At 70.8% G+C, this 14,112-nt stretch carries 12 protein-coding genes; 7 read left to right on the top strand and 5 right to left on the bottom strand.

Features of this window, described 5'->3' with window-relative positions; genetic code table 11:
* The 3 genes from R6V09_RS29380 to R6V09_RS29370 all read left to right on the top strand — a co-directional run.
* The coding region (locus R6V09_RS29380; RefSeq protein ID WP_317884472.1) for an FUSC family protein at nt 1-1,673 on the top strand (1,673 nt) is incomplete at its 5' end.
* Nucleotides 1,674-1,754: 81 nt separating this feature from the next.
* Nucleotides 1,755-3,242 (top strand): MFS transporter, encoded by a 1,488-nt coding sequence (locus tag R6V09_RS29375; protein WP_442810173.1) that lies wholly within the window; start codon nt 1,755-1,757, stop codon nt 3,240-3,242.
* A gap of 45 nt (nt 3,243-3,287) precedes the next feature.
* Nucleotides 3,288-4,301, top strand: a complete 1,014-nt coding sequence (locus tag R6V09_RS29370; RefSeq protein ID WP_317884471.1) for an NAD(P)-dependent alcohol dehydrogenase — start codon at nt 3,288-3,290, stop codon at nt 4,299-4,301.
* Here R6V09_RS29370 and R6V09_RS29365 read toward each other — a convergent pair.
* The gene (locus tag R6V09_RS29365) at nt 4,276-5,085 is read right to left on the bottom strand and encodes an inositol monophosphatase family protein (protein ID WP_317884470.1); all 810 of its coding nucleotides are present in this window, start codon (nt 5,083-5,085) and stop codon (nt 4,276-4,278) included. The genes R6V09_RS29370 and R6V09_RS29365 overlap by 26 nt on opposite strands.
* A 184-nt stretch (nt 5,086-5,269) precedes the next feature.
* On the opposite strand from R6V09_RS29365, the gene R6V09_RS29360 reads away from it, so the two are divergent.
* Nucleotides 5,270-6,109 carry a lysozyme gene (locus R6V09_RS29360; RefSeq protein WP_442810172.1) on the top strand — a complete coding sequence of 280 codons (840 nt, stop codon included), beginning with the start codon at nt 5,270-5,272 and terminating at the stop codon, nt 6,107-6,109.
* Nucleotides 6,110-6,198: 89 nt separating this feature from the next.
* Here the strand turns inward: R6V09_RS29360 and R6V09_RS29355 are convergent, their stop codons facing one another.
* Together R6V09_RS29355 and R6V09_RS29350 are read right to left on the bottom strand one after the other, a co-directional pair.
* Nucleotides 6,199-7,806 (bottom strand): sodium/solute symporter, encoded by a 1,608-nt coding sequence (locus tag R6V09_RS29355; protein WP_317884469.1) that lies wholly within the window; start codon nt 7,804-7,806, stop codon nt 6,199-6,201.
* Nucleotides 7,803-8,240 carry a DUF485 domain-containing protein gene (locus tag R6V09_RS29350; protein ID WP_317884468.1) on the bottom strand — a complete coding sequence of 146 codons (438 nt, stop codon included), beginning with the start codon at nt 8,238-8,240 and terminating at the stop codon, nt 7,803-7,805. Before R6V09_RS29350 ends, R6V09_RS29355 begins: the two co-directional genes overlap by 4 nt.
* 424 nt (nt 8,241-8,664) lie before the next feature.
* Between R6V09_RS29350 and R6V09_RS29345 the strand changes: the two genes are divergently transcribed.
* Nucleotides 8,665-9,060: a hypothetical protein gene (locus R6V09_RS29345; protein WP_317884467.1), complete on the top strand. Its 396-nt coding sequence runs from the start codon at nt 8,665-8,667 to the stop codon at nt 9,058-9,060.
* An 84-nt stretch (nt 9,061-9,144) separates the two neighbouring features.
* Here the strand turns inward: R6V09_RS29345 and R6V09_RS29340 are convergent, their stop codons facing one another.
* Nucleotides 9,145-9,933 (bottom strand): class I SAM-dependent methyltransferase, encoded by a 789-nt coding sequence (locus tag R6V09_RS29340; protein ID WP_317884466.1) that lies wholly within the window; start codon nt 9,931-9,933, stop codon nt 9,145-9,147.
* 98 nt (nt 9,934-10,031) lie between these two features.
* Nucleotides 10,032-11,516 carry a M4 family metallopeptidase gene (locus R6V09_RS29335; RefSeq protein ID WP_317884465.1) on the bottom strand — a complete coding sequence of 495 codons (1,485 nt, stop codon included), beginning with the start codon at nt 11,514-11,516 and terminating at the stop codon, nt 10,032-10,034.
* A 206-nt stretch (nt 11,517-11,722) separates the two neighbouring features.
* Here R6V09_RS29335 and R6V09_RS29330 point away from each other — a divergent pair, with 206 nt between their 5' ends.
* A complete protein-coding gene (locus R6V09_RS29330) occupies nt 11,723-13,078 on the top strand; it encodes an aminotransferase class I/II-fold pyridoxal phosphate-dependent enzyme (RefSeq protein WP_317884464.1) in 1,356 nt (451 codons plus the stop codon).
* Between the two features lie 35 nt (nt 13,079-13,113).
* Nucleotides 13,114-14,007, top strand: a complete 894-nt coding sequence (locus R6V09_RS29325; protein ID WP_317884463.1) for a dihydrodipicolinate synthase family protein — start codon at nt 13,114-13,116, stop codon at nt 14,005-14,007.
* Nucleotides 14,008-14,112 lie beyond the last annotated feature (105 nt).

The raw sequence follows: 14,112 nt of genomic DNA, 5'->3' as shown, positions 1-14,112 counted from the left end.
CGACCGCCGGGCAGTGCGAGGTCGCCGCCGAACGGGCCACCGCAGCCGCGGCGGACCTGCGCACCGCCTTCGACGCCACTCCCTACCGGCCCACCGGTCTGTCCGTCGGCTCCCGCGCACTGGTCCGCCTGGTCGACGAACTCACCTGGCTCAGCGCCATCGTGGAGGACAGCGGTCCCGCCTCGGACGAACGCCGGGTCTGCGACGCCGACGCACGCACCGTACGGCGGGCGGCGGCCACGGCCCTGGACGAGGCGGCCGTACTCCTCGACGCCCCGCGCGAAGCGCCCGACGCCCTCCGCGCCGCCCTGGTGAACCTGCGCGCGGCGATGGACGGCATGGAGGACGGCGCCACCCACCGGCTGCCCGTGGAACAGCCGAGACCCCGCACGGAGTCGGAGGTCCGCGCCTTCATCGAGACCCTCGATCTGTCGTTCCGGGCCCAGGAGTTGGGCTTCGCCACCCTGCAGATCGCCGGCAACGTGGATCTCGCCGCGGCTGCCGAGCGGCGCAGCTGGCCGGAGCGGCTGCTCGGTGGGGAACCCGGCGCCCTGGCCCAGCCTCTGGGCTCGGCCGTCGAGCGCGCCGCCGCCCACCTGGAGCCGCGTTCGGTCTGGCTGCACAACAGCCTCCGGGGCGCGCTGGGTCTCGGAATCGCGGTGGCGCTGGCGAACGCGACAGGCGTCCAGCACTCGTTCTGGGTGCTGCTCGGAACCCTGTCGGTGCTGCGCTCCAACGCGCTCAACACGGGCCAGAACGCCTTGCGCGCCCTCGGCGGCACCCTGGTCGGCTCGCTCGTGGGGACCGGGCTGCTCCAGCTCATCGGCGACCATGGCACCCTGCTGTGGTTCCTGCTCCCCGTCGCCGTGCTCGTCGCCGGTATCGCCCCCGCCGCGATCTCGTTCGCCGCGGGACAGGCGGCCTTCACCGTCGCCCTGGTGATCCTGTTCAACATCGGCCAGGACCCCGACTGGCACATCGTGCTGCTGCGGATCCAGGACATCGCCCTGGGCTGCGCGGTGAGTGTGCTGGTGGGCCTGTTCTTCTGGCCGCGGGGTGCCGGGGCCGCCGTGGACCGGGCGCTGTCCGCGGCGTACGACGCCAGTGCCCGCTACCTCGCGGACGCGGTGGAGTACGCGGCCAGTCGCTGCAGCATCGGCTGCCTGCCGACCGACGCACCGCTGGAGGCGAGCCGGCAGGCGGCTGCCGCGGCCCGCAGACTCGACGACGCCTTCCGCAGCTACCTCGCCGAACGGGGCGCCAAGCCGGTGCGGCTGTCCGACATGACCACCCTGGTCACCGGGATCGTAGGGCTGCGCCTGGCCGCGGACGCGGTGCTGGAACTGTGGCAGCGCAACGGCGGCGACGAACAGATCCAGCCCGACCGCTCCGAGGCCCGGCTGATCCTGCTCGACACCGTCGTCCGGCTGTCCGACTGGTACCGCGACCTGGCCGCCGGCCTCGGTCGGCACACCGCCGTACCAGCCCCGTTGGCACGCAACACCGAGGAAGAAGCGCGCCTCGTTGGCTCCCTGCGCCGCGACCTGCGCGACGACGACGGACGCGCCACGGCCACCGCCGTCCGCATCATCTGGACGGCGGACCACCTCAACGCGGCCCGCCGCCTCCAGTACGTCCTGACGGCGGCGGCGAAGCCGAGCACCTCGGCCTGACGGCTGTGCCGCGTTCATGATCCTGCCGGCGAGGATCAAATACGTTGGCCCAGCCCCGAGTTGGTGCATACCTTTCTGTCCGTGACCCGTCGCCGTCCCGCACCCGTCGCGCCCGCTTCTCCGTCTCCGCCTTCGTCCGGGCTGTTCTCCCGTACGTATCTGGCCGCGACGGCGAGCTTCGCGGCGGTGATGTTCCTGACCGGGTTCGCCGCGCTGGCGGTGATGCCGTTGCTGCCGGTGGCTGCCAGGGACCTCGACGGGGTGGTGCTGTATCCGCTGGTGGCGGGGGCGTTCGTCGCCGCGAGCCTGCTCGGCGGAGTGCTGGGCGGGACGTGGGCGGACCGCGCCGGGCCTCGCCGGCCGCTGACGGTCGGGGTGGCCCTGACCGTCGTGACACTGCTCGTCTCCGCGACGAGTACGACCATCTGGCAGCTGGCCCTGGGACGTTTCGCGGACGGCATCGCGGCCGGACTGGTGGCGGTGTCCATCAACGTGGCCATCGGACAGTCCTACCCGGACCACGTGCGTGCCCGCGCCCTGGCCCTGATGAGCGCCTGCTGGATCGTGCCGTCGCTGGCCGGCCCGCCGCTCGCCGGGCTCGTGGCCGCGTGGTGGTCCTGGCGGGCGGTGTTCTTCGGCCTCGCGGGCTTCACCCTGCTCCCGGCGGCGGCAGCGGTGCTGCTCCTGCACGGACGGGGGCCGGAGGGCGAAGCAGGGCCTTCGCCGGACGCCCGAGGGTCGTCGGGACCGGTGCGGCGGCCCGCGCTGTCGGCTGCGGTGGCGGTGAGTGCGGCGGCTGCGCTCACTCAGTACGGCGTCTCCGCCTGGGACGTACGGCACGTGGTGTGCACGGTGTCCGGACTGGCGCTGCTCGTCGTGTTCGCGCCGAGGCTGCTGCCGCCGCGTACCTGGCAGGCCGGGCGCGGACTCCCCGCGACGGTGCTGTTGCGGGCGCTGACGTCCGGCGCGTATTTCACGCTTGAGGCGTTCGTACCGCTGATGTTGAGCACGGCGCGACGGGTGCCGGGCGTGGTGACGGGGCTCGCCTTCACCGGGGCCGCGCTCGCCTGGGCCGGGGCGTCCTGGCTGCAGGGACGCTTGCAGGACCGGGTACCGCGGTACTGGCTCGTCGCCGTAGGGGCCGGGGTGATGGCGGCTGCGGTCGCGTTGGCCGCGCTGTGCGTCCTGCCCGCCGTGCCCGCGGCCACGGCGGTGTCCTCGATGGTGCTGGCCGCCGTCGGCATGGGGCTCGCGACGCCGTCGCTGACCCTGCTGTCCCTCACCCACGCCCCGGCCGGCGGGCAGGGCTATGCGAGCAGCGCGATGCAGACCGCGCAGAACCTGGGCCAGACGATCGTCCTGGCCCTGGCCTCGGCCCTGTTCAGCGCGGTGTCGACGGCGACGAACAGCCAACTCGCCCCGTTCGCCTGGGCGTTCGCGTTGCTGGTGGTACCGGTCACCGGGACGGTCCGCCTGGCGTCCCGCACCCGGACGGCAAGCCCGGAGCGGGAACACGACTCCGAACCGGCCACCACCGCTTGCCCTGCCGAACCCGCTGATGAGAGATAGGTTCCGCTGCTGGGCGTGTGCACCGGCTCGCGGGATGCTGGGTGGGTGCCCCGACCCGAACGGGAGGCGACCACCTTGAAAGCCATCGTGCAGGATGTCTACGGCCCGGCGGACGTACTGGAGTTGCGGGACATCGACCGCCCCGCACCCGGCCCTGGCGAGGTACTGATCCGTGTGCGGGCCGCCGGTGCCGGGCCCGACGTCTGGCATTTGATGACCGGCCTGCCCTATCCCGCGCGGCTCGTCTTCGGGCTGCGCAGGCCGAAGAACCCCGTCCCGGGCTGGGACGGCGCGGGGGTGATCGAAGCGGTCGGCCCCGGCGTGAGCGACCTCGGACCGGGAGACGCCGTCTACGGCGAATGCCGTGGCTCCTTCGCCGAGTTCGCGCTTGCCAAGGCGGGCAGGATCGCCCCCAAACCCGACAGCCTCACCTTCGAACAGGCCGCCGCCGTCCCCTGCTCCGGTGTCACCGCCCTCCAGGCGCTGCACGCCAAGGGCGGTCTGCGACCGGGCCGGCAGGTCCTGATCATCGGCGCCTCAGGTGGAGTGGGCAGTTTCGCCGTCCAACTCGCCGTCGCGCACGGCGCCGAGGCGACCGCGGTCTGCGGTCCGGCCGCGGCGGACTTCGTCCGCTCCCTGGGCGCCGTCGACGTCATCGACTACACCCGCGAGGAGATCACCGACCGGCCCCGCCGATACGACGTCGTTCTTGATGCCGCGGGCAACCGCAGCGTCTCGCTCCTGCACAGCGTGCTCGCTCCGCACGGCACCCTTGTCCGGGTCGGCGGCGAAGGCGGAAGCCGCTGGTTCGCCGACGCGGGCATCCGTCTGGAGATGGGGCTGCGCTCGCTGCTCGGGGGTCGGAAGCTCCGGGGCATGCTCGCGGTCGTACGCCGTGCGGACCTGCTGACTCTCAACGCGATCATCGAGAAGGGTGATCTCACTCCAGTGGTCGCCCGCACCTTTCCGCTGTCCGAAGCCGCTGACGCCGTACGCCACTTGGAGAGCGGTCACCCGCAAGGCAAGGTCGTCGTCACTGTCGGGGGACCGAGGGACTGACCGTCGACTGCCACAACTCCCGTGCCTCCGCCGCGACTCCGGGGGCTGCCAGCAGCAACGGTTCGTCGTAGGCCGGGAGTTGCGGCAACGCGACCGCCCCCGCCTCCGTCGCGATCAGCAGCGCCGGCAGACCGTCCACCGGGTGGAACTCGCCGATCGCGGCGGCGGCTGCCCGGCCCGCCGCGACCTGCACCAGGGACAGTGCCGTCGAGCCCATCACGCGTGCCGTGCAGTGCCGGGCGGCCAGTTGGGCCAGCAATGCGTCCAGGCCCGGCCAGTGCGCGTGTGCCGCCCACTCCGTCATGAACACGTGGCCGGTCAGCGTCGTGTGGTCCGCGGCGTGGATCGGGACGCCGTTCAGGTGCGCCCCCCTGCCCAGTACGGCCGTGAACACCTCGCCCCGCCAAGGGTCCGCGACCAGGCCCAGCAGAGGGGAGCCGTCCGGCTGGGCGAGGCCCAGCGAGAAGGAGCACCAACCCAGCCCGTGGGCGTAGTTGGTGGTTCCGTCCACGGGGTCGATCACCCAGTGCGGGGCGTCCGACGCGCCCTCCTCGACGCCGTACTCCTCGCCGTCGATCCCCCAGTCGGGAAACTCGCGCCGCAGCACCGACCGTACGTGCCGCTCCACCGCCTCGTCCGTGTCCGTGACGATGTCGGCCGGGCTCGCCTTCTGCCGGACCGGTCCCGCGGCCCCCGCGTTTCCGCTTCGGATCGTCTCCGTTGCCCATTCGGCCAGCTCCACGGCCACCCGTAGTGCCTCGTCCAGGTCATGGTCGTTCGTCACTGCTCTTCACCACTCCGTTCATGTGCGGGCGAACCTTCCCGGGTCGGCCTTGATCCAGGAGATCACGGTGTCGTATGTCTTCGGGGTCTCCGGGGCCGTACCGCGAGGCCGAGCCGGGGCGGTGTGGGTGTGGTTGGCGGTACATGACGTGCGATACGTCATGGATCCGGGTCGTATAGGCGGTATGCGACGACGAATAACAACCTGGGACGGGTTTTCCCGTCTGTGCGTGGCCGTGATGGTGTCCGGCCTTCTCCTCTCCGTGACCGGTATGGCCCCCGCGCCGGCCGCGGCCGAACCCGTGCCCGTGCGGGGCAGCGCTTACATGGGCATCGGCGTCATGGCCCATGACGGGACGGGCGGCAGGACCGGTGCGGTGTCCCCGGAGGAGCGGGCCGGGCAGACCGAGGGCGTCGATGTCTCCAGCTATCAGCGTGATGTGGCGTGGCCCAGTCTGTGGAGCGCCGGTACCAGGTGGGCCTATACGAAGGCCACGGAAGGTACCTCCTACCGGAACCCGTACTTCGACGACCAGTACGACGGTGCGTACGGCGTCGGAATGGTCCGTGGGGCCTATCACTTCGCCACGCCGGACTCGGGCAGCGGGGCCGCGCAGGCCGACTATTTCGTGGACCACGGTGGGGGCTGGTCGGGCGACGGCCGGACGCTGCCGGGGGCACTCGACATCGAGTGGAATCCCTACGGGGACTCCTGTTACGGCAAGTCCGCGAGCGGCATGGTCACCTGGATCGGTGATTTCCTGAGTCGCTACAAGGCCCGTACCGGTCGTGATGCCGTGATCTACACGTCCACCAGCTGGTGGACCGGCTGCACCGGCGGCTACCGGGGTTTCGGTGCCACGAACCACTTGTGGGTCGCCCGGTACGCCTCGTCGGTGGGGGCGCTTCCGGCGGGCTGGTCGGCGTACACGATGTGGCAGTACACGTCGTCCGGGCAGATGGTCGGTGACCACGACCGGTTCAACGGTTCCCCGGACGCGTTGCGCGAGTTCGCCGCCGGCTGACAGGAGGGTGCCGGGGGCTCCGGCCCCCGGCACCGACTTCGACCTCGGCCTGGTTTCGGCGGCGGGTCGTCATCGGTCTGTGCGGGTTGTCATCGGCTTTTGGGGTGGGCCGGTCCGGCAAGCAGGACGGGCTCGATGGCTTCGTAGCGGTTGCGTGCGCGTGCGTTGGACCTTCTGCGTGACAGGGCGGTGGCGATGAGGCCGCTGAGGAACCCGGCCGGGACGGAGACGAGGGCGGTGGTGGTGAAGGGGAACCAGTTGAAGTCGGCGTCGGGGAAGGCCGATTGGGGGGTGCCGGAGACGAGGTTGGTGCCCGGGATGAGGACGAGGACGCTGACGGTGCCGCCGATGAGTGTGGCCAGCAGGCCGGTGCGGGTGTAGCGGCGCCAGAAGAGGCTGTAGAGGAGCGCCGGGGCGATCGCCGAGGCGCCCAGGCAGAAGGAGAGGATGGCGAGGGGCTGGAGACTGCGGTGCTGGGCGAGTACGGCCAGGCCGATCACGGGGATGCCCACGGCCAGCGCGGCCAGGCGTGCCAGTGCCATTTCGCGCAGCGGCGGTGTGTCGGGGCGGGCGGCGATGTCGTGGGCGAGGGAGTTGGCGCAGGCCAGTGTCATGCTGGCCACGGAGGCCAGCAGGGTCAGGAAGATGGCCGTGGTGACGGTGGTGAACAGCAGGCTCTCCGGCCGGGAGAGGTCGGTGCCGAACGCGGCGCGCGCTCCGAGGAGATAGGCCGTGGAGCCGCGCGGGTCCGCGGCGGTGATGGTCTTGGCCCCGATGAGGGCGGTGGCGCCGACCGCGACGACGGTCATGACGGCGATGAACAGGGCGACCGCCGAAACGGCCCAGGACATCGCGCGGCGCACCTGCCGGGTGCTGCCGGCGGTGTACATGCGCATGGTGACGTGGGGGAGACTTGCGCCGCCGAGCACGATGGCGCACTGGGTGCTGACCATGTCGAGGGCGGGGTGCTGTCCGCCGGCGAACTGGAGCCCGTAGCGCAGGTAGTTGTGGCCGGCTCCGCTGTTCTGGGCGGCGGTCCGGAACAGGGTCGGGGGGCTCCAGCCGAAGGTGTGCAGGATGAGCGCGGCGACGACCAGGCCCGAGCCGAGGAGGATCACGGTCTTCAGGATCTGGATCAGGGCGGTGCCGCGCATGCCGCCGAGGGCCGCGTACGTGATCATCAGTGCCCCGGCCCCGACGACGCAGCCGGTGCGCATGGTGCTGTCGGAGAAACCGAGGACGTATGCCAGCAGCTGGCCCACACCGGCGAGTTGGACGACCATCATGGGCACGAGTGCGGCGAGGGTGACGGCGCACGCGGTGATGCGTACCGCGCGGCCGGGCATACGGCGGGCGAGTACGTCGCCCATGGTGAACCTGCCGGTGTGGTGCAGCGGTTCGGCCAGCAGGAACATCAGGAGTACCAGGGAGAGCAGGGCGCTCAGCGCCAGGACGACGCCGTCGTAACCGCAGAGCGCGATGATGCCGCCGACGGTCAGTACGGTGGCGGCGGAGATGTAGTCGCCGGCGATGGCCAGGCCGTTGCGCAGGGGCGAGAGGAACCGGTAGCCGGTGTAGAACTCGTCGAGGTCGTCGCGGTCGGGGCCGGTGACCACGCACAGCAGCAGGGTGAGGGTGACGACGCTGAAGAACGCCACGAGTGACCAGGACTGCGCGGCGCCCTTGAAGTCGGTCACGGCCGGGCCTGCTCGTCGCGGGGGTGCGGCGTCTGGTGGCGTACCCGGCGGGCGAGGGGGTCGACGTGGCGTCGCGCGGTGTACTCGTAGAAGAGCACGGCCAGCCAGGTGACGGGGAGTTGGACCAGGGCCAGGCAGAGCCCGGCGGGCAGGCCGCCGAGGGCGGGAGCGGTCATGACCGAGGGGAGTGCGACGGTGAGGGTGAGAAAGACGGCGAAGTAGCCGAGTGCGGCGAGTGCGGCGACGCGTCGCTGCCGGCGGCAGGCCCGGCGCAGGAGTCGTAGATCGCGATGGGGTCCGGTCCATGAACGGGCCCGGGCCGACCGCCAGTTGCTGTTGCTGTGCGCGGCGGGTGGCGGTGAGAGTGGGATCGGGGAGGCGTGCCGTGCGGGCCGGTGGCGCAGCGCGTGTAACTCGGAGCTGTCGGAGGACATTCCAGGGTCTCCTAGTGGGTCGTGGGCCCCAAGAGGTGCCGACCGCGAGAACGCGGGGGAGCGGTCCGGGTCACCGCACGTTATGCGGGCTCCGGAGCGCGCGCAGGACTTCCGGCGAACTCCCTGGTGAGGACCGCTGCACCGCGCTGACCTCGGATGTTGTGGATGTGAGGGGTGGGATGGAACACCACGGCAGTGGTGTGTGAGCCTTCGGCGCGTCGAGCGGGTCGACGCGCCGACGCCCCCGGTCCGCCCCGGCTCGTTGACCCCGCGATCCCGGCCCCGGGATGATGTGCCATCAGTTGGTAACTACCCATACAGGGAAGGGAGTTCTGGCATGGCGTACAGGTTCGAGCAGAGACAGCCGGGGAGGGTCTCTCATCGGGTGAACTTCTGGGGGCGTGCGACGGGAGCGTCCACCGCGGTGTGGGACTACGAGAGTTATCCGTGGGAGATCGTGCGGCCCGACGACGGGCTTCCGGCCGCTCGGCGATCGGTGACCTGCAGGTGGTGCGGCAAGGAACTGACCTTTACCGTGCACAGCGTCACGGGCGTCCGGCAACGGCAGGTGCGCTGGCTGGTGTTGGCCTGGGGTGGTCTGGGCGCCCTCGTGGCGGGAATCGTGGTCCTCGCGTTCACGAGCGCCATCGGAGCGGGAGTCGCGCTCCTGATCCTGGGTCCCATCCTCGGCCTCGTGTTCGGGATGGCCGCCTCGGACGAGATCGGCATCAGCGGTCACGGCAACGGCTTCCCCGTGACCAATGCCAAACATTCGGTATCCGTCGTGCGTCCTGAGCTCAAGCTGCCGGACCTGGTCTGAGCGAATCGTGCGCTCGACTCCCGCCCCAGCTCGGCCAACTCGTCGTAGCGGTCCCACGTCACACGCCCGACCATCGCGGACCGATCACGTCACCCGGCCCACGAGTACGGAGACCTGGACGCTTTCGAGATACGGGCCGGACGGAAGCGACCGGTGAATCCGCTCGGCGAACGCCGGCCGATCCTTCTGCCCGGGCAGTCTGTCCGCGGGGATCGCGGAGTAGACGCCGCCGATGAGTTCGTCGACGCTCAGCTCATCGCTGTAGTCGATCAGCGTTTCCTCCACGTCTGCGAACCCAGCGGCACGGAGCGCTTCCGCGTAGCGACGCCGGTCGTCCGCGCCGGTCCCGCACGTTGCCTCCAGCCTCGTGCCGAAGTGATCCTCCAGACAGGCCCGCAGCGCACGCGACCAGGCACGGTCCTGCAGCCACAACGGTGTGCCGTTGGCCACCACGGCGACACCTCCGCCCGCACGGAACAGGGGCGCCAAGGTGCGGAAGAGCTCCTCGTGCCGCATCCAGTGCAGTGCCTGCCCGATTACCGTCATCGCCAGGGACCCGTGCCCCACCAGCGTCCCCACCCCGGGGACGTCACTGTCGGCGCCCAGCACCCATGTCACGTTGCGGACGCCCTGCCCTGCGGCCGTTTCCCCGGCGAGCCGCAACATGTCCGGTTCCGGGTCCATGCCGATGACGGAACGGACCCGGGAAGCAAGTGGAAGAGAGAGCTGGCCGGTGCCGCATCCAAGGTCCAGCACGATGTCGTCGGCGTCCAGCGCGAAGGCTGCCCGCAGAGCCTCGATGACCGGAGGCGGATAGCCACGACGGTACTTCGCGTAGTACTCGGCGACCTCACCACTGAAACCCACAGTCATGTCCCTCACCCTGGCAAGAGGTGGCCGATCAGGACAGCTCACCAGCACGCGGATCGCTAGCAGCAGAAAACAGGGCTGATCCCACGACCACCCGGCACCTACTGAAGGACTCCGACAGCGGACCAGGCGTCCAGAACCGCGCGGTGTTCGTCGCCCTCGCCGTAGAGGCGGAGAGCCGCGGTGGCCGTCAGGCGGGCGAAGTCGGTGAACCGTACGTTCTCGTGGAGTTCGGCGCTGGTGAGGGCCGCCCACCAGATCTGTCCGGCCCGCTCCCACGCCTTGCCGCCGAGCCGCTCGGCGACAAGGTAGAAGGCGTGGTTGGGGATACCCGAGTTGAGGTGCACGCCTCCGTTGTCGTGTTCCGTGTGCTGGTAGCCGTCCATCGTCCTGGGCTGCGGGTCGGTGCCCAGAACGGCGTCGTTGTAGGCGCTGCCGGGATCCCTCAGCGAACGCAGCGCCCGGCCGTGAATGCCGGGAGCCAGCAGCCCGGCGCCCAGCAGCCAGTCCGCCTGATCCACGGTCTGATCCAGCGTGTACTGCTTGAGCAGCACGCCGAAGACATCGCAGATCGAGTTGTGCAGGGCCCCGGCCTGTCCGTCGTAGGGGATCAGACGCAGTTCGCCGATTCCCTTCCAGACCTCGACTCCGATGATGTCGACGCACTTGCTGAACCGGGTGAAGATCTCGTCGTCGCCGTCCCCCAGGACCAGGACCTCACCGTTCCAGAACGCGTTGTTGTATTTCTGGTCGTAGTGGACGACCGCCGCGATCGGTCCCTCGTCGGGCGAAGCGACGTATTCGCGGCCGAAGACCTCCCGCAGAAACTCCGACGTGGCCACGAGCCCCTCGTACGCTTCGTCGACAGCCGGGTCACCCACCGGACCGTGACCCGTGGAACGGGCCACCGTGGACAGGCGGTTCAGATCCGTGCCCCACCGCGCGTCGAAGACCACGTGCTTCACGTCGTCGGCCGACGCCATGTCCGGATTCCGTACGACGCGCCCCTCCTCCACGTACACCTCGGCCCGACGGAAGACGAACTGCGGCGGGGCCTGATCGGTCAGCCGTTCCAGCAGAAGCAGCGGGACCACGCTGGAGCGCAGCAGCGCGGGTTCCAGCGGACTGGCGCTGCGTTCGACCAGTTCGAGCCGCCTCGTCCACGCCCGGATCTGGCCCTTGGAGATCCGGGCCACCTCGCCGATCTCGGTGATCGCCCGCACCAGCCGCTGCACCGCGTCCCGGGCCAGGTCCTCGCGAGCCTCCTCGGAGACGGTGTCCCCGGTGATGAACGGCATTGCTTCCAGTGCTTCGTAGCCACGCAGCACAGCCTCGAAGATCCCGCTGTCGCGTTTGCGCGCGAGCAGCGGCCCATGGTCGTCCCACGCGGTGCGGCTCGGCGTCGGCGCCGCCCAGTGCCCGTACTTGCGGTAGTACGCGACAGCCGTGCTGTTCCTGGTCAGTTCGGCGTAGATCAGCCTGGCCGCGGTGCGGGCGTTGCTGTGGGTGCGCAGCAGTCCACCGGCGGCCGTGGCGATGCCGCCGCCCGCCGCACCGATGAGCGCGGCTATCAGCGTGCTGTCCATGCTTCCCCGCTTCCCCCGGCGTTGACGCACACGGTCAGGGAATCAGCCGGCCCCGGCGGCGTCCAGGGTTTCCACCCCCAGCGGCGCCCCGAGGTGACGTTGGCGCCCGCAGCCGCCCGTGACGTATGTTTGGCCTAGGACAAACTTTGGCATAGGACGAATCCTGCTGCTCGGACGAATCCTTCTCCTCGGGTGGAGCTGATCACGTGGGTATCAGGGGCACCACCGCGGCCGAGATCGCGGGGAGCGTGCGGGACCAGGTCGCTTCGGGCGAGCTGGCGCCTCAGTCGAGTCTGCCCCCGGTGCGGACGCTCGCGGCCGAGCTGGGCGTCAACCGCAACACGGTGGCCCTCGCGTACCGGCGGCTCGTCGAGGCGGGAGTGGCCGAGACGCGGGGTCGTGGCGGCACGGTGGTCGCGGTGGTACCGCAGCTCGCGCGCGAAGGCGTCGGTGTCGGCGGCGGATGTGTCGACCTGGCCAGTGGCAACCCCGACCCGAGCCTGTTGCCCGACATCCTGGCCGCCACCCGGCGCGGGGACTACACCCCGCCGCTGTACGGTGTGCCCGCCGTCGACGCCGGGCTGGAGGCATGGGCCTGTGCCGACTTCGCCGAGGACATCGATCAGCCGTTCCGCACGCTGGTGACGCATGGAGCGGTGGATGCCACCGAGCGGCTTCTGAACGCACACCTCACCCGCGGGGACCTGGTGGCGATCGAGGACCCCTGCTTCCTCGCGAGCATCGGCACCCTGCGCCTGAACGGCTACCGCACGGCACCCGTCGGGGTCGACGGCGCCGGCATGCGCCCCGAGGCGCTGCGGGCCGCCCTGGAGGCCGGCGCCCGCGCGGTCGTCTGCACACCCCGGGCCCACAACCCGACCGGTGCGAGCCTCACCGAGGAACGAGCGGCCGACCTGCGTGCGATCCTCGCGGAGTACCCCCAGGTCCTCGTGATCGAGGACGACCACTTCTCGGCGGTCTCCGCACGGCCGTACCACCGGATCACACCACCGAGCAGTTCACACTGGGCGCTGGTGCGGTCCGTGTCCAAGTTCCTCGGACCGGATCTGCGACTCGCCCTCGTCGCCGCGGATACCGAGACCACCGCGCGCCTGGAGGCGCGGTTGAGCGCCGGCACCGCATGGGTCAGCCGCCTGCTGCAGCACATCACCCGTGAACTCCTGCGCGATCCCCGGGTCCACGAACTCCATGAACGGGCCCGGGAGTTCTACGCACGGCGCAGTGGCCTGCTCCTGGAGCAGCTGCACGCCCAAGGCGTCACGCAAGACGCTACGCAAAGCGTCACCCACGGCACGGACGTCCCGTATCGGCCCGACGGGCTGAACGTATGGGTCGAACTCGACGTCGACGGACGGGCCGTGGTCGCGGCCCTGGCGCAGCGCGGTTGGGCGGTGCGGCCGGGGCACCTCTTCGCGCCGGATCCGGCCGCTCACCGGGGCGCGATCCGGGTCACCTCCTCCACCATCACCGAGCCGCAGGCCGAGGTCTTCGCCGCCGAACTCGCCGCGGTCGTAAAGGAATTGCGCTCGACGGCCAACTGACCATCACGAATGTCCCACCCACTCAAGGAGTCATCATGTTCCGCGGCCTGAGCGCCTTCCCCCTCACGCCCACCGACGAGCAGGGCATCGACGAAACGGCCTACGCGGCGCTCGTCGCACGGCTCGCCACCGCCGGCGTGGACTCCATCGGGGCGCTCGGCTCCACCGGTGGCTACGCCTACCTCACCCGGGAACAGCGCGCCCACACCGCGAAGATCGCGGTCGAGGCCGCCGACGGAGTGCCCGTCATCGTCGGCATCGGCGCGCTGCGCACCTCGCACGTACGGGAGCTGGCCGAGGACGCCCAGCAGGCGGGCGCCTCCGGAGTGCTGCTCGCCCCGATGACATATCAGGCGCTCACCGAGGACGAGGTGTTCGGCCTGTACCAGGACGTCACACGTGACCTCTCCGTCCCGCTGTGCGTCTACGACAACCCCGGTACCACGCACGTGCACTTCACCGACGAACTGCACGGCCGTATCGCGCGGTTGCCGAACATCGGCTCGATCAAGATCCCCGGTGTGCCGGACGACCCGCGCGAGGCCGAGCTCCGGGTCGCCGCGCTGCGCGCGCTGATCCCCGACACCGTCACCATCGGGGTGAGCGGGGACTGGACGGCCGCGCGCGGTCTGAACGCCGGGTGCGACGCCTGGTACTCGGTCATCGGTGGCACCTTCCCGCTGACCGCCCTCGCCCTCACCCGCGCCGCCCAGTCCGGCCACGCGGGCCCGGCGGCGGACCTCTCCGAGCAACTCCAGCCGCTGTGGGCCCTGTTCCGCCGCCACGGCAGCCTGCGCGTTATCTCCGCCGCCGCCTCCCACCTCGGCCTGACAGCAGAACCGAACCTGCCGCTTCCGCTGCGGGGGCTGGACGAGACCGCCCGCCGAGACGTCGTCGCCGCGCTGGACACCCTCGGGCTCACCTCCTGAGCACGAACACCGTGAACCCGCAGCACACAGCAAGCACCACACCGAGGTCGCGGGAAACCTCACCTCCGCCCGGACGGGGCGCCGGCGGCCTGGCGCGCTACGTCG

Origin of the sequence: Streptomyces sp. W16 (assembly GCF_033194735.1) — a bacterium.
Classification (GTDB): domain Bacteria; phylum Actinomycetota; class Actinomycetes; order Streptomycetales; family Streptomycetaceae; genus Streptomyces.
The sequence above is the reverse complement of the archived record's forward strand: the minus strand, read 5'-3'. Positions and strand labels throughout refer to the sequence as shown.

Excerpts from the sequence above, each read along its gene's own strand:
- R6V09_RS29360 (WP_442810172.1), top strand. The coding sequence starts at position 5,270 with ATGCGACGACGAATAACAACCTGGGACGGGTTTTCCCGTCTGTGCGTG.
- R6V09_RS29325 (WP_317884463.1), top strand. The coding sequence starts at position 13,114 with ATGTTCCGCGGCCTGAGCGCCTTCCCCCTCACGCCCACCGACGAGCAG.
- R6V09_RS29340 (WP_317884466.1), bottom strand. The coding sequence starts at position 9,933 with ATGACTGTGGGTTTCAGTGGTGAGGTCGCCGAGTACTACGCGAAGTAC.
- R6V09_RS29335 (WP_317884465.1), bottom strand. The coding sequence starts at position 11,516 with ATGGACAGCACGCTGATAGCCGCGCTCATCGGTGCGGCGGGCGGCGGC.
- R6V09_RS29350 (WP_317884468.1), bottom strand. The coding sequence starts at position 8,240 with ATGTCCTCCGACAGCTCCGAGTTACACGCGCTGCGCCACCGGCCCGCA.